Annotated in this window: 20 protein-coding genes; 8 read left to right on the top strand and 12 right to left on the bottom strand. The window is 41.1% G+C overall.

The window, feature by feature from the left end:
- Nucleotides 1-14 precede the first annotated feature (14 nt).
- The 3 genes from ACR42H_RS22440 to ACR42H_RS22430 form a co-directional block, all read right to left on the bottom strand.
- Entirely contained in the window at nt 15-1,043 is a 1,029-nt protein-coding gene (locus tag ACR42H_RS22440) for a cytochrome d ubiquinol oxidase subunit II (protein ID WP_436373330.1), read from the bottom strand.
- A gap of 13 nt (nt 1,044-1,056) precedes the next feature.
- Entirely contained in the window at nt 1,057-2,418 is a 1,362-nt protein-coding gene (locus ACR42H_RS22435) for a cytochrome ubiquinol oxidase subunit I (RefSeq protein ID WP_436373328.1), read from the bottom strand.
- A gap of 133 nt (nt 2,419-2,551) precedes the next feature.
- On the bottom strand, nt 2,552-3,592 hold the full coding sequence (locus ACR42H_RS22430; RefSeq protein ID WP_113885564.1) for a metal ABC transporter solute-binding protein, Zn/Mn family: 1,041 nt from the start codon (nt 3,590-3,592) through the stop codon (nt 2,552-2,554).
- A 325-nt stretch (nt 3,593-3,917) separates the two neighbouring features.
- Between ACR42H_RS22430 and ACR42H_RS22425 the strand changes: the two genes are divergently transcribed.
- Entirely contained in the window at nt 3,918-4,481 is a 564-nt protein-coding gene (locus ACR42H_RS22425) for a beta-class carbonic anhydrase (RefSeq protein WP_113885584.1), read from the top strand.
- On the opposite strand, the gene yidD is transcribed toward ACR42H_RS22425, so the two are convergent.
- On the bottom strand, nt 4,478-4,717 hold the full coding sequence (gene yidD, locus ACR42H_RS22420) for a membrane protein insertion efficiency factor YidD (protein WP_113885563.1): 240 nt from the start codon (nt 4,715-4,717) through the stop codon (nt 4,478-4,480). The two genes, ACR42H_RS22425 and yidD, sit on opposite strands and share 4 nt — an antisense overlap.
- 141 nt (nt 4,718-4,858) lie before the next feature.
- On the opposite strand from yidD, the gene ACR42H_RS22415 reads away from it, so the two are divergent.
- The gene (locus tag ACR42H_RS22415) at nt 4,859-5,332 is read left to right on the top strand and encodes an S-ribosylhomocysteine lyase (protein ID WP_113885562.1); all 474 of its coding nucleotides are present in this window, start codon (nt 4,859-4,861) and stop codon (nt 5,330-5,332) included.
- 71 nt (nt 5,333-5,403) lie between these two features.
- On the opposite strand, the gene cls is transcribed toward ACR42H_RS22415, so the two are convergent.
- Both cls and ytzI read right to left on the bottom strand, forming a co-directional pair.
- Nucleotides 5,404-6,852, bottom strand: coding sequence for a cardiolipin synthase (gene cls, locus ACR42H_RS22410; RefSeq protein ID WP_436373325.1), 1,449 nt, complete (start codon nt 6,850-6,852; stop codon nt 5,404-5,406).
- Between the two features lie 90 nt (nt 6,853-6,942).
- Nucleotides 6,943-7,125 carry a YtzI protein gene (gene ytzI, locus ACR42H_RS22405; protein ID WP_113885560.1) on the bottom strand — a complete coding sequence of 61 codons (183 nt, stop codon included), beginning with the start codon at nt 7,123-7,125 and terminating at the stop codon, nt 6,943-6,945.
- Nucleotides 7,126-7,252: 127 nt separating this feature from the next.
- On the opposite strand from ytzI, the gene ACR42H_RS22400 reads away from it, so the two are divergent.
- Entirely contained in the window at nt 7,253-7,690 is a 438-nt protein-coding gene (locus ACR42H_RS22400; protein WP_113885559.1) for a Dps family protein, read from the top strand.
- Nucleotides 7,691-7,888: 198 nt separating this feature from the next.
- Here the strand turns inward: ACR42H_RS22400 and ACR42H_RS22395 are convergent, their stop codons facing one another.
- On the bottom strand, nt 7,889-8,146 hold the full coding sequence (locus ACR42H_RS22395) for a DUF6154 family protein (RefSeq protein WP_035330414.1): 258 nt from the start codon (nt 8,144-8,146) through the stop codon (nt 7,889-7,891).
- Between the two features lie 276 nt (nt 8,147-8,422).
- Between ACR42H_RS22395 and ACR42H_RS22390 the strand changes: the two genes are divergently transcribed.
- Entirely contained in the window at nt 8,423-8,752 is a 330-nt protein-coding gene (locus ACR42H_RS22390) for a hydrolase (RefSeq protein ID WP_436373322.1), read from the top strand.
- A 120-nt stretch (nt 8,753-8,872) separates the two neighbouring features.
- Here the strand turns inward: ACR42H_RS22390 and ACR42H_RS22385 are convergent, their stop codons facing one another.
- The gene (locus ACR42H_RS22385; protein WP_436373320.1) at nt 8,873-9,751 is read right to left on the bottom strand and encodes a DUF6612 family protein; all 879 of its coding nucleotides are present in this window, start codon (nt 9,749-9,751) and stop codon (nt 8,873-8,875) included.
- 154 nt (nt 9,752-9,905) lie between these two features.
- Between ACR42H_RS22385 and ytkD the strand changes: the two genes are divergently transcribed.
- A complete protein-coding gene (gene ytkD / locus ACR42H_RS22380) occupies nt 9,906-10,373 on the top strand; it encodes an RNA deprotection pyrophosphohydrolase (RefSeq protein WP_113885556.1) in 468 nt (155 codons plus the stop codon).
- Between the two features lie 27 nt (nt 10,374-10,400).
- Here the strand turns inward: ytkD and ACR42H_RS22375 are convergent, their stop codons facing one another.
- From ACR42H_RS22375 to ACR42H_RS22365, 3 genes are read right to left on the bottom strand one after another with little or no spacing between them, the layout of a single operon-like run.
- Complete coding sequence (locus ACR42H_RS22375; protein WP_436373317.1) at nt 10,401-11,210, bottom strand: ABC transporter permease; 810 nt, start codon at nt 11,208-11,210, stop codon at nt 10,401-10,403.
- The gene (locus ACR42H_RS22370; protein ID WP_113885555.1) at nt 11,188-11,967 is read right to left on the bottom strand and encodes an ABC transporter ATP-binding protein; all 780 of its coding nucleotides are present in this window, start codon (nt 11,965-11,967) and stop codon (nt 11,188-11,190) included. Before ACR42H_RS22370 ends, ACR42H_RS22375 begins: the two co-directional genes overlap by 23 nt.
- A 34-nt stretch (nt 11,968-12,001) precedes the next feature.
- The gene (locus ACR42H_RS22365; RefSeq protein ID WP_436373315.1) at nt 12,002-12,997 is read right to left on the bottom strand and encodes an ABC transporter substrate-binding protein; all 996 of its coding nucleotides are present in this window, start codon (nt 12,995-12,997) and stop codon (nt 12,002-12,004) included.
- Between the two features lie 166 nt (nt 12,998-13,163).
- On the opposite strand from ACR42H_RS22365, the gene ACR42H_RS22360 reads away from it, so the two are divergent.
- Nucleotides 13,164-13,949, top strand: coding sequence for an alpha/beta hydrolase family protein (locus tag ACR42H_RS22360; RefSeq protein ID WP_436373313.1), 786 nt, complete (start codon nt 13,164-13,166; stop codon nt 13,947-13,949).
- Between the two features lie 79 nt (nt 13,950-14,028).
- Entirely contained in the window at nt 14,029-14,271 is a 243-nt protein-coding gene (locus ACR42H_RS22355) for a DUF2584 domain-containing protein (protein WP_019383007.1), read from the top strand.
- A gap of 267 nt (nt 14,272-14,538) precedes the next feature.
- Here the strand turns inward: ACR42H_RS22355 and pckA are convergent, their stop codons facing one another.
- Nucleotides 14,539-16,125 carry a phosphoenolpyruvate carboxykinase (ATP) gene (gene pckA / locus ACR42H_RS22350; protein ID WP_113885552.1) on the bottom strand — a complete coding sequence of 529 codons (1,587 nt, stop codon included), beginning with the start codon at nt 16,123-16,125 and terminating at the stop codon, nt 14,539-14,541.
- A gap of 219 nt (nt 16,126-16,344) precedes the next feature.
- Here pckA and ACR42H_RS22345 point away from each other — a divergent pair, with 219 nt between their 5' ends.
- Nucleotides 16,345-16,719: a thiol-disulfide oxidoreductase DCC family protein gene (locus ACR42H_RS22345; RefSeq protein WP_436373310.1), complete on the top strand. Its 375-nt coding sequence runs from the start codon at nt 16,345-16,347 to the stop codon at nt 16,717-16,719.
- Nucleotides 16,720-16,814 lie beyond the last annotated feature (95 nt).

Here is a 16,814-nt window from a genome sequence, read left to right as displayed (position 1 = left end):
GGGTCTTTGGTTTGTTATTGCCGCAGATATCGTTTGTCGTTCATGAAAAGGCTCCAAAAGTATACGAACCCGGGGAAAAGGATAAGGAATCCTGCAATATAGGTGGCAAATATGGCACGGAATGAGCTCGGATCTGTAAACGCAGAAGCAATAGTCACTTCAGGGTATACGATATAAGGAAGATGAGCTTTTCCATATACATAGCTGGCTGTTAGGTATTGGAGAGTTATGGCAATAACAGCCAATCTGGGAATACCCCTAACTCCTTTTTTGTTTATGGATGGAAGGAACAGTGCAAGTCCTCCTATCACAAACAAGCCAAGAGACAGCAAAAGCAAAGGCAAATCATCTATCATATTTTCATAAATCCAAAATGCTTCCCTTTTTAAAGTAAACATAATAAGGAATGCCATTATAATTGAAACTGGTCCAAGCATGATTGCATCCCTGCGGTACACTGTGTAAGCTTCCATTTCTTCCGAGGCTTTTGAGTAGTCGGCGAGAAGAAGGGAAGATAAAAACAATGTGCTGCTGATTGAAAAACCAATAAAAGCATATTCATTCGGGCTAGTAGAAAGATGGGCAAGGTCCAGAGATTGCCTGCCATCACTAAATTCAACAAAATCACCATGAGTGATGGGCAAAACGCTAATCAGCAATCCGGGGATAAGGATTCCGGATAGGCCTGAAATATAGGTGAGCGGCTTCCTGTATTCTTCGGCAATATTGGAAAACACCAGAAATGCACTGCGTATTGCCAGTAAGAGCAAAATGATGCTGCCCGGAATAAGAAGTACAGTTCCCAGTGTATAGGCAGCAGTCGGAAAGAGGCTGTAAACAGCGACTACAATGGCGACAATGAATGTATTCGTCACTTCCCAGGTAGGAGACAAATAACGATTAGCCACATTCGTCGCCTTAATTTTAGGCCGATTGAAGTAAATCATGGACCAGAAGCCGGCGCCAAAATCCATTGTTGCCATTACTGCATATATGAAGACGAATCCCCATAACACAGTTATGGCCAGTAATTCTTCAGCCATTGGATTCACTCCTTCAAGTATTTGATCCGTAAAGTGGAACGTTTTTCTGTTCAGCTCTATTAATATCTTCGATTACAGTGTTCTTTTTAAAGTAATAAAGCATAACAAAAACAACAGCCACTCCAAGCACTACATACACCAGGGCAAAAAGAATAAATAAAATTCCCAGGTTTTCAGCTGTTGTAACAGAATCAGCGGTAGACAGCACCCGGTAAATGGTCCAAGGCTGGCGTCCAGTACAGGCAAACACCCAGCCGAATTCTATTCCAAGAACTGCTAGCGGCCCTGAAGCAACAAATGCCCACATGAGGAACCGCGGAAAATGCTCTTTTTTCAGAAACTTATTCCATACGAAAGCAGTCAAGGATAAAAATATCAGCAATGAACCAATTCCGACCATCGCATTAAAAAGAGTGTGAACAAAAAGCGGAGGCCATTCTTCTTCCGGAAAATCATTCAGTCCCACTACAACGGTGTCAAAGCTGTTACCCGCCAAAAAGCTTAGTGCCCATGGAATTTCGATTCCCCACTTAACCCTCTGTGTTTCACGGTCTGTAAATCCGCCGATTGCAAGGGGGGCATAGGATTGTGTTTCAAACAGCCCCTCTGCTGCTGCAAGTTTTTCCGGCTGATACTCATGCAGATATTGAGCCGATTCATGGCCGTTTAAAGCTGTTAAAAATGAAAAAATTCCGCCGGCAATCAGGCTCAGCATAAGGGCTTTCTTATGAAAGTTATATACTCGTGTTCCAAATGGAGTTCTCAGCATTTTGAAAGCAGCAACTGACGCTACAACAAATGCGCCTGTTGTATAAGCTGATAGTGCCACATGGCCAGCTGTAACAATAAAACTTGGGTTAAAAAATGCAGCCCATGGATCCACATCGACAATTTCCCCATCGACAATCCTGAAGCCCTGTGGTGTTCCTTCAAATGCATGAACATTTGTTATCAGAACAGCAGAAGCGAAAGCGCCAAAAGCAACCAGTACAAGGCTTGATATACGCATCCATGGAGGAATTCTTTCGGCAGCATACACATAAATTGACATAAATAAAGCTTCAATAAAGAAAGCGTATATTTCAATCTGGAATGGCAAAGCCATCACCTTGCCGATAACCTCCATAAAACCAGGCCAGAGAAGGGAAAGCTGTGTTCCTGCTATGGTTCCTGTCGGAATTCCTACTCCAAGAAGCACTGCAAATGCCTTGGTCCACCTCTTGGCCATAATGACGTAATCATGATCCTTGGTTTTTTGGTAAAGAAGTTCCGCTGTCAGCATCATCAGCGGCAAGCCAACTCCAATCGTTGCAAAAATAATATGAAAGCCCATTGTCGTCCCAAATAAAGACCTCGCAATCAATAAATCACTCATTGCATTTTCATCCCTTCAATCTCTTCAATGGAAATAGTTTTTTTCAAAAACCGGACAACTATGTAAACTTTTCCTGAATTAGATATATTAAGGGAACGAAAAAAACCTCCCAATGAGGGAGGTTAGTGAGAACTTATTCAATTAGCGCTTTTTTCAATGAAGCCAGATTATCTTCCATAAGTGTAAAATATGTTTGATTTTCTGTTATATTTTCTTCTGTAAGGACCGATAAATTATGAAGCATTAACGGTTCTGCGCCGATTTCTTTTTGCAGAATTTCAGTCAGTCTTGAGCTGACATTCTGTTCAAAAAAGACGTATTTCAAGTCATGTTCTTTAGCTTCCGCAATGATTTTCTGCAGTTCTTTCTGAGTAGGCTCGCTGGAAGAATTTAAACCCGATACACTGATTTGATCTAAACCATATCGTTCTTCCCAATATCCATATGCTGCATGTGAAACAATGAATTCCTTATGCTCAGCATTTTGAACTGTCTGCTCAAAGTCATTATGGAGTTGGTCCAGCTCCTGGGCAAGCTCCAGATAATTCTGTTCAAACTGCTCCTTCTGCTCAGGCATCTGTTCAACTAAAGCATCTTTAATTGATTCAGCCAATTCTTTGGAGTATAAAGGATCCAGCCAAACATGGGGGTCGATATCTCCATGATTATGATCATGACCTTCTTCAGATTCTCCTTCATGTTCATGGCCATCTTCAGATTCAGCTCCGTGTTCATCAGCAGCATGTTCTTCTTCATGCTCAGCTTCATCAGCATGTTCTTCTTCTTCATGCGCAGGATCATGATTTTCATCTGAGTGAACAAACTCTATATTTTCTCCTGCTGCCACCATTTTAACTTTCTCATTTTTCAATGTTTCTTTTGCTTTTTCCACAAAGCCTTCAAGACCGAGTCCTATAAAAATAAAAAGATCAGAATCAGCCAGCTTCATCATATCTTTTTGTGATGGTTCAAAAGTATGTTCATCCGATCCGGGAGGATAGATGGTTTCCACTTCTATTGCTTCTCCTCCGATTCGTTCAGTAAAGTATTGAAGCGGATAAACTGTTGTATAAACTGTAGTTTTATTGCTGCTGTTATCCTCTGGCTTTTCATCTGTGCAGCCTGATAGAATAAGGATTAAGCCTAGCATAACTACTAAAAACTTCTTCTTCATTGTTTCTCCTCCTTTTTTAAAGCGTAGTTATTACGATTTAAAGCGCGGACTGTATTTTAAAAAATATTTATCTAGGGCAGTTAAGTGCCGAGTCAGCGTCCAAAATGATGAATAATACGTAATCATTACGATTTCCCTTAGTAATCTTACAAAATTTCCAGCCAAAAAGCAAGGATAAAAATTTGTTTGAAGCTTCTGCTTTATGTATCATAAATATAGAGGCCTGTTAAAGGTCATCATTAGTATTGACATCTTTTTGTCAAGTATTGCAGCATTTATGCCTGCTCAAAGTAAAGGAATACATAAAAGTCAGGGAGTGGAACAATTGAAACTTTTAGAAGAAATCTTAAACCATAACCAGCAGTTTGTTGAAGAAAAAAAGTATGAAGAGTTTGAAACAACGAAATTCCCTAATAAGAAAATGGTTATCTTGACTTGCATGGACACTCGTTTAGTGGAGCTTCTGCCAAAAGCGCTCAATGTAAGAAATGGTGATGTGAAAATTATCAAAAATGCGGGAGCTTTAGTAACACATCCGTTTGGAAGTATTATGAGGAGCATTTTAGTAGCTGTTTACCAGCTGCAGGCAAAAGAAGTGTTTGTTATTGGCCATCATGACTGCGGGATGAGCGGAATGAAGGCTGATGCAGTTGTCAGCAGCATGAAGGAGAGAGGCATTACGGAGGATGCATTGGACACGGTGACATACTCAGGAATCGCTGCAGAAGACTGGCTAAGAGGCTTTGAAAATGTAGAGGATAGTGTGTCCCATAGCGTCCATATGGTGAAAAAGCATCCATTGATGCCGGCAGATGTGCCTGTGCATGGGCTTGTTATTCATCCTGGCACAGGCAAGCTTGACCTGGTAGTGGACGGATACGAGGGTTAATTCTTTTTCTTTTTAGGCCATTCCTCAGGAACAAGGTCAACACCGCCCGGATGAAAGGGATGACATTTAAGGATCCGTTTTATAGTCAGCCATCCGCCCTTTAATGCGCCGAATCGCTTAACAGACTCCAGCCCATAATGGGAACATGTCGGATAAAACCGGCATGTTGGAGGCTTCAGCGGGGAAATCGCTATTTGATAGAAACGAAATATCGAAATCAATAATTTTTTAAACATGGCATTACCTTTCCTGGTTAAAACATATTTTCTTTTAAAATAACATATAATCGTGAAAACGTCATAATTTTCATATTAATTTGATGAATTTAGTCGGATATTGCGTTATAATAAAAGGAAAACTTTAGGGGAGTGTTTTAAATGCCTTCAGTAGAAAGTTTCGAATTGGACCACAATGCTGTTAAAGCTCCATACGTGAGGCACTGCGGTGTCCATAAAGTGGGAAGTGACGGATTAGTCAACAAGTTTGATATCCGTTTCTGTCAGCCAAATAAGCAGGCGATGAAGCCGGATGTCATTCACACACTTGAGCATCTGCTCGCTTTTAATATCCGTACACATGCAGAGAGATATGATCATTTTGATATTATTGATATTTCCCCGATGGGTTGCCAGACAGGCTATTATTTAGTGGTTAGCGGCGAGCCGTCAGTTGAAGAAATAATCGATCTGCTTGAAGCTACAATGCAAGATGCGGTTGAAATAACCGAGATTCCTGCTGCAAATGAGAAGCAATGCGGACAGGCAAAGCTTCATGACCTTGAAGGCGCAAAACGTCTTATGAGATTCTGGCTGAATCAATCGAAGGGTGAATTGAAACAGGTTTTTGCATAATGAAAACGGGCTGATTATTCAGCCCGTTTTTATAATAAGATAAGTATTTTGTACGTCGATAACTGCATTTCTTATAATATCGGCGATAAAAGTCTTGAAATGGATTCTTTTAATTTGATTTTTAAGGCTCTATTTCTGTAATCTTCTGCAGTCAGGTTAGTTGATAGCTGGACATCTTCCTGAAAGCTCTCAGTCAGTTCTTTCGAAACGTCCTCATCATATATAAAGGCATTTACCTCAAAATTCAGCCTGAAGCTTCTAACATCTATATTCGCGGTTCCAACCGATGAAACTTTCTCGTCAACAATCAAGGTTTTTGCATGGATGAAGCCATTTTCATATATATAGATGTTCGCATTAGCTTTTAACATTTCCCCTATATAGGAGTAGGTTGCCCAATAAACAAACATATGGTCAGGTTTGTTCGGTACCATAATGTTCACTTCCACCCCTGATAATGCAGCTATTTTCAACGCATCCAGAAGACTTGCGTCCGGAATGAAATAGGGAGTTTGGATATAAATAGATTTACGGGCCGATGAAATCATTTTTATATACCCATTTTTAATCTGTTCCCATTCCGAATCAGGACCGCTGGTAACAATTTGCATCCCTACACTATCGCGAGACTCGGCCAGCGGAAAATACTCAGGAGCATAGTAAATATCATGGCGATGCGAAGCCTGGTTCCAGTCGAGGATAAAGCGGGTCTGCAGGGAATGGACAGCACTCCCTCTAATTCTTAAATGAGTATCACGCCAATACCCAAACTTTGGATTTAGCCCGAGATATTCATCTCCGACATTAAACCCGCCAACATATCCAATTCGGCCGTCAATAATGGCAATCTTGCGATGGTTCCGGTAATTAATTCTCAAGTTGATAAAGTGCAGCCGGGAAGGGAAAAAGGCTTCAATTTCCCCTCCTGCCGCAATCAGCTCTTTAAACACCCTTTTATGCAGGCTTCTTGAGCCCAGTTCATCATAGAGAAGCCTTACTTTTACGCCTTCCCTTGCCTTTTCCGTCAAAAGATTGATTAAGCTTTTCCCCAGATTATCTCTCTTGAAGATATAATATTGGAGATGGATGTGATCGGCTGCATTTTTGATATCCTCCACAAGCGAATTGAACTTCTCTTTCCCATCTGTGAAAATCCTGACCTCGTTGTCCTGGGTCAATACCGAATCATTATTGACAAGATGCATATATATAAGATCCTTGGATTTTTTAATTATGTTATTTCGAAAATGGAAATCCTTTTCCTTGATTCCTTTGATTTGATTGTTCAGCAGTTCATCAATTCCAATTTTTTTGCGGTCTTCCCATTGGAACATCTTTCTTCTGGTTAAATTCTGCCCAAAGAAGAGGTACATGAAAAAACCAAGAAGAGGAATAAAGAATAAAACCATGAGCCATGCCCATGTGGCACCTGCATCTCTTCGCTCCAGAAAGATAACAAATACAGCCAGGATAATATTTAATACTAGAAATACTGTAAGCATCATGGAGTTTATATCCATCTCAATGTCCTCTCCACATATATATTATTTCCGTCCATTTAAAAGGAAAACCTCCGGCTATACGGAGGCTGTATATATAATAGCGTATGCTTATGAACGGTTTTGGTTATCCTCTTGTTCTTCTTTAGCCTCTTTTTGTCCCTGCTCACTGTCAGGAAGCGGATCAGCTGGGTCTACCGTATGCTTGAATTGGTAAGCTTTTGAAGTGGTAATGACGCTTAAAAGCAGTACCACGATCACAATGATAATCGATATGACTAATACCGTATACATGTTTCTCCCCCTTTTCTCTCAATATTTTACCATGAAAGCAGCTCTTTCATGAAAGATTTCGCTATGGCCAAGGTACAGGTTTGATTTTTGCTATTGTGGGTAATCTATTGTTGGGAGGATGATTTATATGAGTAAAGAATTAGTAAAAGCTGTTAACCAGCAAGTAGCAAACTGGACAGTTCTATATGTAAAGCTTCACAATTACCACTGGTATATTAAAGGGAAAAACTTTTTTACCCTTCATGCAAAATTTGAAGAACTTTATAATGAAGCCAACGTACATGTTGATGAACTGGCTGAGAGGATCCTGGCTCTTGAGGCCAAGCCGGTTGCGACTATGAAGGAAGTTCTAGAGACCAGTTCTCTCGAAGAAGCGACAGGAAAAGAAAATGAAGAACAGATGGTCCAATCTGTCGTTGATGACTTTGAAAAAATGGTGGACGAGCTTCAGGAAGCAATTGAGCTTGCAGACGAAGCCAAAGATGAAGGAACAGGCGACATGCTGATTGCAGTAAAGCAAAGCTTAAAGAAACATATTTGGATGCTAAAAGCATACCTTGGCTAATAAACAAAGACTGGCTGGAAAGCTGGTCTTTTTGTATGCAAAAAGAAATGGAGGTAGCACCTTCGTGACAAACCTAAACCGGGTGCTTCCTTTGTGCTTACCCCCTGCTTGTAGGCGATGGAGGTGGGCAATAAAACAAAAAGCGGCTTATCGCCGCCTTAAATAATATGGATAGATAATAATTCGGATATGTATAGTTTAGTGTATATTGCGGTGATGAATGATCGGGCTTCTGCGCTGGCCGTAATTCTCACTGGCAAATTTCCCTTTCAAGCTCTCAATCAGATAAAGCCCCATTAAATCATATAATTCCTGATTATCAAGATCCTTGATGATATTCAGCAGGTCTTCTCTGTCCATTTCTTCTAAGAAGGCAAAAGCGAGCATATCGATATCCTCTTCATCACCTGTCAGCTTATTCCTGTATAGTTCATATAGCTCATCAATCAGTTTCATGATAACACCTCCTTAAAAATTCTCCTGTTTTATTAGTATACTTAAATTAATACCCCTGATGCAGGAAAATATTCACCGCAGATAAATTGAGAAGCTGTTTCTCAATTATTTAACTTAGTATATGTAAGCTTATGAAGAATGATCGTAATTTCGTATAATTTTATCATAAAAGTGGGATACGATAACTATAGAAATGAAAAAGTAATGATATTTATGATAAAGCAGCCGGTGTTGAAGCTGCGTCCGCAGGAATGAACAAAAAAGGGGCTGACATGATTGGAAGGGAATAAAAAGACGTATTATGTAACGCTTGGTTCTGGGGAGATTTCACAAAGTGCCACTGGCTCAACATGGAATTTTAAAATAGAAGCAACAGATGATGAAATCATTGCCTTAAGAGAATATTTTGATCAGAACTATTCAACTGAGTGGCAGAATTTTTACAGAGCCCATGTTCCTTATGTTCAATACCACTATGACCGTGAAAATGATGCGTATGATGATACAATGAAGAAAATATATGGAATGATTTATGAACTTGGAGATGATGAAGCAAGAAAGCATATTGAAAGCATGGGGATCCTCACCGAAGAGGAACATAAATAAGAAAACGGAAGCGCCTTGCTCCCGACACCTCGGTGGGGCAATCTGGAAATCTCTTGAAGTGCCAAGTAATATATACTGTAGTATAAAAAAGCTGAGGCGGATGCCTCAGCTTTTCTAATTCTACATTTCCATTTCTACAGCTGTATCAAGAACTTCCTGCGGAACAGCAATAGCCTCAACCTTATTGTAGTTTGCGTATTGGCCGTTCATGTTCTGCTTCATGGAGATGGTCTGGCCTTCAGCCGTGATTTCCATTTCCATAATCATATTCAGCACACTTGGATAAAAATTTTCTTTATCAATTACGATTTCGTATTCCACGCCGTTAATTTTCATGTTATCAAGCATTTCTCCATTGGCGGCCAGTTCAGGCGGGAGTGTTTCTGCTGCTGTTTCCTTCACAAAGTCATTGAATTTTTCTCCATCGGCTTTCAATTTTAGGATATAGCTTTTTGCGTTCTGTTCAAACGTAAAGTCGTCCACGAACTCCTGCAATTTCTTTAGTTCTTCACCAGGATTCGTCTGCTGGCTGGACATTTGAAGCAAATCGTCCGACATTTCTTTAGGGAACTTCATCCACTGCTTACCGGCGGCGTCATAAAGGAACATGCCTTCTTCAGTAAAATAGCTTTCGATATCATATGACTCTTCTGTGCCGTCCATCGACATTGTCATCTTTTGGTAGAAGGCCATTGGATCTGTTGTAACATCCATGTCAATGACAGAATCGATATTCATATTTTCCCCTTCAGTGCCTGAACTCATTTCCTGGCTCATATCCATATTTACGGAGAAGCTTTTAAGCTCTTCTGAAGCCTCGGTTGATTTCGTTAAAACTTCCTCCAGTGTCAATTCTGAAGCTTCTTCTGCTTTGGTTTCTTCCTTGTCTGTGCCGCCATCAGATTCATTTACAGGTTTGGCTGTCTCACTGCATGCAGCCAGCATTAGAATCATTAAGAAACCAGTAAGGATTGCAAGGGACTTTTTCAAGGTATACACTCCTCTATTTGGGTTAGTCAGCTAATTTTACGGGGGAAAAAGGAAAAAGTTTCAAAAATATGTAATTCGATACTTTTGGCCCATTAGTTTTTAAATAAATAATTAACCTTTATAATGATATCAACAGAATTTTATTATCGAGTGAGGGAAAAGTATGGAAACCTTTTTGGATGCGAACGGCGGGGAAGTGAAATTTTCTTTTAATAAAAGAGCTTTTGGAACAGAGCCAAGACATGTTCTGGTCATTTGCCGCTATGGCGATCAATGGCTGCTGACGAATCATAAAAAGCGGGGGTGGGAATTTCCGGGCGGTAAGAGAGAACAGGGTGAGTCTCTTGATGAGGCAGCCAGAAGAGAGGTTTATGAGGAAACAGGAGCAGACCTAGAGAATTTACATTTTATTGGTGAATATGAAGTAAACTTGGGAACGGAGAGTTTTGTCAAAGCTATTTTTTTCGCAGAGGTGAAAAGCCTTAACAAAACGGATCAATATTTTGAAACAGACGGTCCCATCCTGACAGGGGGAAACCTGCTGGAAGACAGGTGGAACAGTCAATACAGTTTTATCATGAAGGATAAAGTGGTTGAAAGATGCCTCGAAAAAATCATGAAGGAAAAGTAAAAAACGGCAATGCACTGTGCCGTTTTTTTAAGATCCATTTTTAATCAGTTTTCGCTCGAGAAGTTCGACGAGCTGATACATCACTGTTGCAAAAACAGCAATTACCAGCAATGACAGCATGACAAGGGTGAAGTTGAATACTTGGAAGCCGTAAATAATCATGTATCCGAGACCTTTTGAGGATACGAGGAATTCGCCGACAATGACTCCGACCCATGATAGCCCGACATTCACCTTTAAAGTGGAGATGATGGTTGGGAATGACGCAGGCAAAATGGCTTCTCTGAAGATTTGAAAACGATTTGCCCCAAAGGTCTGAAGCACTTTAATATAATTGGGGTCTACTTCTTTGAAAGATGTATACACGACAATGGTTGTGATGATGATGGAAATAATCGCCCCCATGGCTACGATTGATGTAAAACTGGGGCCCAATGCGACGATTAATATCGGGCCAAGAGCAACCTTTGGCATTGAATTCAGAACAACCAAATAGGGATCCGCAATTTTTGATAGCCTCGGTGACCACCAGAGAATGGATGCAAGCAGTGTGCCTAAAAAAGTGCCCAAAATGAATCCAAATACGGTTTCTGACAACGTATAGCCTAAATCCACCATCAAGGTACCATCCTGGATTTTGGTTAAAAATAACCCCCATACTTTAGAAGGCGAACTGAAAATCAGCGGGTCAATCCATTGCTTTTGGCTTGCAAGCTCCCACCCTGAAAAAAACACGATAAAGATGACAGCCTGATAGAAGCGGACCCATTTTTTTTCACGGTTCAACGACTGGATATATTTCTGGTGGAGGAATTTAACGTTCTCCTGCGGGCTCAAGGGACTCCAGCTCCTTCCATATAGTTTGAAAAATTGCTGGATATGCTTCATGATTCCTTGCGTTAAAAGGGGTTTCATCTCTTAATTCTTTTGGTATTACAAACGTTTTATGAAGCTGTCCGGGCCTTGCGGAAAAGAGAAAAACACGATCACTCATGCTGATTGCCTCACCAATATCATGGGTAACCAGTATGGCTGTTTTACCGAATAATTTAAGCGTATTAGAGACCAAATCCTCAAGCTTCAGCTTGGTCTGATAATCTAATGCGGAAAAGGGTTCATCAAGCATGAGCAGCTTTGGTTCAGTTGCAAGCGTTCTTACAAGGGCAACACGCTGACGCATTCCGCCTGAAAGCTGCTTTGGAAATTGTGACTCTACACCTTTTAATCCCATCTCTTTAAGGAGCTGCAGTGCATAAGCTTTTTTGTCGGGAGTAAGGCTGTTCCCGATTTTCAGCCCCAGCAGGATATTTTCTTCAATCGTTTTCCAAGGAAAAAGATAATCCTGCTGCAGCATATAGCCCATCTCATTTTCTGCCGTTTCAACCTGCTTTCCTTCAAGTGTTACAGTGCCTTCTGTGGGTTCAAACAGGCCTGCAATGATGGAAAGCAAAGTTGTCTTGCCGCATCCGCTTGGGCCGAGAAAGGAAACAAATTCTCCTTCCTCCACTTCAAGCGAAATATCGGAGAGGGCCGTGACAGCAGAGGTTTTGGTAAAATAAGTGTGGTGGACAGCATCTACCTTTAGAAAATTCATGTCGGCCTCCTCTTTCGTTTATTTATTTATTTATTTATTTCATTACACCTTCAGCGATTTCTGTGTTGACAAGTGTGTCATGCTCTATGCGCTTAGGGAGCTCTCCTGCTTCGTCCATGATGTTTTGCAGGTTTTCCCATTCTTCAGTGTCCAGAATAGGATCTGTGGCAAATGACCCCTGACTCTTGTAGCGGTCCACTACCATTTCAATGACGTCGAGCTCAGTATTGTCAAAATAACCGTGAATGGCTTCAGCCGTCTCTTTCGCACTGTGTGTCTCAACCCATTGCTGAGCTTTATAGATTGCTCTTGTGAATTTCTCAACTGTCTCTTTATTTTCATCAATATAGCTTTGTTTCGTCATGAATGTGGTATATGGTACATGTCCGGATTCGGTTCCAAAAGAAGCAACAATATATCCTTTGCCTTCTTTTTCAAAGACACTTGCAGTAGGTTCAAACAGCTGAACAAACTCGCCTGTTCCTGAAGCGAAGGCCGGAGCGATATTGGCATAATCAATATTTTGAATCAAATCCATATCTGCGTGAGGATCAATTCCGTGTTTTTTCAAAACAAATTCGCCAACCATCTGCGGCATGCCGCCTTTACGCTGGCCAAGGAATGTTTTGCCTTTCAGCATATCCCAGGAAAAATTGTCGATTTTATTGCGGGAAACTAAAAATGTTCCGTCTGTCTGGGTTAGCTGTGCAAAGTTGATTACCGGGTCATTGGAGCCCTGTGCAGATACGTAAATCGATGTTTCAGAGCCAACAAGCGCCACATCAGCGCTGTCTGAAAGCAAGGCTGTCATCGTTTTATCCCCGCCTGCTGTAGTCGTGAGCTCTACTTCAAGCCCTTCTTCTTCAAAGAAACCTTTTTCAAGGGCTACATATTGCGGAGCATAGAAGATGGAACGTGTCACTTCGGCAATACGCACGTTTTGCATTTCATCCTTGCCGCAAGCGGCCAAAGGAACAATAAGTATCGCTGTAAGCAAAAGAAGTATGCTTACTTTCATCCATTTTTTCATAAGCCATAAGACCTCCCTTATGCTAAAAAAGTCAGATTTAAAAACCTAGGATATCGTATGAAAATCGAAAAAATGTGTGAATGCCCATGGAAACATTTTTAGGCGGAGGTCATGAAGCTCATACTATTAGTCGTATTCAGATTTACTTCAGGAGGGGGATGAGGACATGGAATTCCAAAATGGACAAATTATAAATAAACAGAGATTTCCTTCGCCAAATCCGGCAATCGAATTATCTGTTGTCACGTATCATGCAAATGGATTACATATAAAAGGCCTGCTGGCAGAGCCAAAGGGGGAGGAGCTGTATGATGGATTCCTATACCTGAGAGGTGGGATAAAAAATGTCGGAAAAGTAAGGCCTTCCCGGATTGTCCAGTTTGCCTGTGAAGGCTTTATTGTATTCGCGCCTTTTTACAGAGGCAATCAAGGGGGAGATGGAAATGAAGATTTTGCAGGGGAGGACAGACAGGACGCGTTTGCCGCTTTCACTCTTCTTCAAGAGCATGACCGGGTAAAAAGGGTCCATATATTTGGCTTTTCCCGCGGTGGTGTAATGGCATTGCTTACTGCAATCGAGTTTCCGGAAGCTGCGTCCATTGTAACATGGGGAGGGGTCAGTGATATGTTTCTCACTTATGTGGAGCGCAAGGATCTTCGGAGAATGATGAAACGTGTAATAGGCGGAACCCCGACAAAGTTTCCGGAACGGTATAAATATCGCACCCCGCTTTTTCGATTGGAGAAGCTGCAGGCGCCTGTCTTAATCATCCATGGAGAACAGGATCATAATGTTTCGGTGGAGCATTCCTATCGCCTGGAAAAAAGGCTCAAGTCTCTAAATAAAGAAGTAGGCAGCTGGTATTTCCCTGAATATACCCACTACTTTCCGCCAGCCGTGAACCGGAAGACGGTAGAGGATTTAAGTGCGTGGATGAAAAGCAAGGGGTAGATAAAATTAAGGACTTTCAGAGCGGAAAAAGGTGGGGTAAAATAGAGGTAAGGATATTAAGAATGAAGGAGAGATACCGATGGGTATGCCTTTAGAGCTGAACACAATGATCGTGACAAAGGGAAGGGAAAAAAGACTTGATGAAAATTTCTTTTCACTTGTCAAAGACGGATACAGATTATATCCGCTGGATATCCCGGTCGAGGTAAAAAGAACAATAGACGGTGACCTGAATGGTATGGGTGTCATCAGAAAAGTGGAATGGGAAAACAGCCAGACACTCATTACTTACCAGCTTGTTTCCCTAAACTCAACAAACTAAAAGAGCGCCTGGACGTAGTCCGGCGTTTTTTTGTTCAAAGCTTTTCTGCAGAGTACAAGTGTGAAGTGCTTTAAAATGAGGGAAAGAGAAAGAAGCCCGAAAGGAACTAATAGGTGTGAATAGTGCCGGTGGGTGAGGGCAAGGCATCGCAAAGGGAACTAATCGATCAACGACTATAAGTCTAGAAACTTATTCGTTCGAGCGGACTGAATTACACAATAAAATATCAAAAAGGAATTACCGCTTTGCGGCAATTCCTTTTCTGTATTATGCGATTGGTCCGCCTTTTTCTTCAATTTCAGAAGAAACGCTAGTGAATTTCTTGAAGTTTTCGCGGAATTTTGCAGCGAGTTCTTTTGCTTTTGCTTCATAAGCAGCCTGATCTGCCCATGTTTTATTTGGCTGAAGAACTTCGTCAGGCACACCCGTAACGTGCTGCGGAATTTCCAATCCGAAAATTTCGTCTTTGACTGTTTCAACGTTGTTTAGTTCGCCTTCAAGTGCCGCTTCCACCATAGCACGAGTGTAAGCAAGTTTCATGCGTTCACCGGCTCCGTACTCTCCGCCAGTCCACCCTGTGTTTACAAGGAAGACTTTTGCATTATGCTCATCGATCTTCTCGCCAAGCATTTCAGCATAACGGTTTGCAGGAAGCGGAAGGAAAGGTGATCCAAAACAAGTTGAGAACGTTGCCTGCGGTGAAGTAATGCCGCGCTCAGTTCCTGCAAGCTTGGAAGTATAGCCGCTTAAGAAATGGTACATTGCCTGCTCTTTTGACAGTTTAGAGATTGGAGGCAATACGCCAAATGCGTCAGCTGTTAAAAATACGATTGTATTAGGATGTCCGGCAATGCTTGGATCAACGATATTATCGATGGCCTGAAGCTGGTATGCCGCACGTGTATTTTCAGTTAAAGTGCTGTCATCGTAATCAGCAACCCGAGTTTCGCTGTTTACCACCACATTTTCCAATACAGCCCCAAAGCGGATAGCATCAAAAATTTGCGGTTCTTTCTCGCGGGATAAGTTAATGCATTTCGCATAGCAGCCGCCTTCGATATTGAAAACACCATTTGCCGACCAGCCATGCTCGTCATCCCCAATCAGCTTGCGGTTAGGGTCTGCAGATAAGGTTGTTTTCCCTGTTCCGGATAAGCCGAAGAATAAAGCGACATCTCCTTCACGACCAACGTTTGCGGAACAGTGCATCGGAAGAATCCCGTTTTCTGGAAGCATATAGTTCATCACAGAGAAAATGGATTTTTTCATTTCGCCTGCATATTCAGTACCGCCGATTAAAACAGTGCGGCGCTCGAATGAAATGATGATGAATGTTTCGGACTTTGTGCCGTCAACTGCAGGGTCAGCTTTGAAATTAGGAGCAGAAATGACTGTGAACTCTGCTTGATGATCCAATAGCTCGTCTTCTGCCGGACGAATGAATAATTGATGTGCGAAAAGATTGTGCCAGGCATATTCATTAATTACCTGGATTGGCATGCGGTGCTTTTTATCGGCACCTGCGAAGCCTTTGAAAACAAATACTTCTTCTTTTTCTTTTAAGTAGTTGATTACTTTATTATAAAGATTAGAGAATGCTTCTTCAGAGATAGGCTGGTTTACGCTGCCCCAGTCCATTTTATCTTTATTTGATGCTTCTTCAACAATGTATTTATCTTTAGGAGAACGTCCTGTATACTTTCCTGTAGTAGCGCGTACGGCACCAGTAGAGGTAAGGGACCCTTCATTGCGGTTTAAAACTTTTTCGACAAGCTGAGGAACGGATAATTGCACTTGAATGTTGCTGCCATTTAATAATTCGCTCAATTCGTTTGATATGCTTACAGAGTTCATCTGATGAATACCTTCCTTTTTCCCGATTTTTTTATGAAAGTGATTACATCTCGAAATTAGTATAACACATTAAAACGATTAGTCTATACTATTACGAAACTTTTTTATTCATGTTATAAAAATGTCATAATTGGACATGTAATCCCATTTTAATCAACTTATAACTGATATATGTTAATATAGAAGAAAGTGTTAATTTTAACATGGGACTGATCTAAAATGAAGACAATTGCCCTCTATGATGAAACTTGTTCTTTATGCAGGGAAACAAAGAAGATATTTAATAAACTTGATTGGCTGAATAAAGTGGAATGGATTTCTCTGCAGGAGTATGAAAAAATCCCGGATTCCCTCTCGTTTTCCAAGATTGACTTGCGCAGAGAGCTTCATATTATTACTCCGGCGGGTGGCTTGAAAAAGGGTTATTCTGCAGTAAGGAGACTGCTGTTCCTCTTTCCTGCCTCCTTTTTAATTAGCCTCCTTTTATATCTCCCAATGACGCCAATACTGGGCGATCCGGTATATAAATGGATTGCTAAAAACAGGCATAAATTTCTAAAGAAAAAATGTGACGACGGAAGCTGTTCGCTGTAAGCATGGATTATAATTTTCAATGCTGAAATTTTACTGTGAAAAATAATGAAAACTTGTTGACATGATTCGCTAAAATACGGTATGATTCAACCTTG

The organism is Cytobacillus sp. BC1816, assembly GCF_051353635.1.
Classification (GTDB): Bacteria; Bacillota; Bacilli; order Bacillales; family Cytobacillaceae; genus Cytobacillus; species Cytobacillus oceanisediminis_C.
This window is presented reverse-complemented; position numbering and strand designations above follow the sequence as displayed.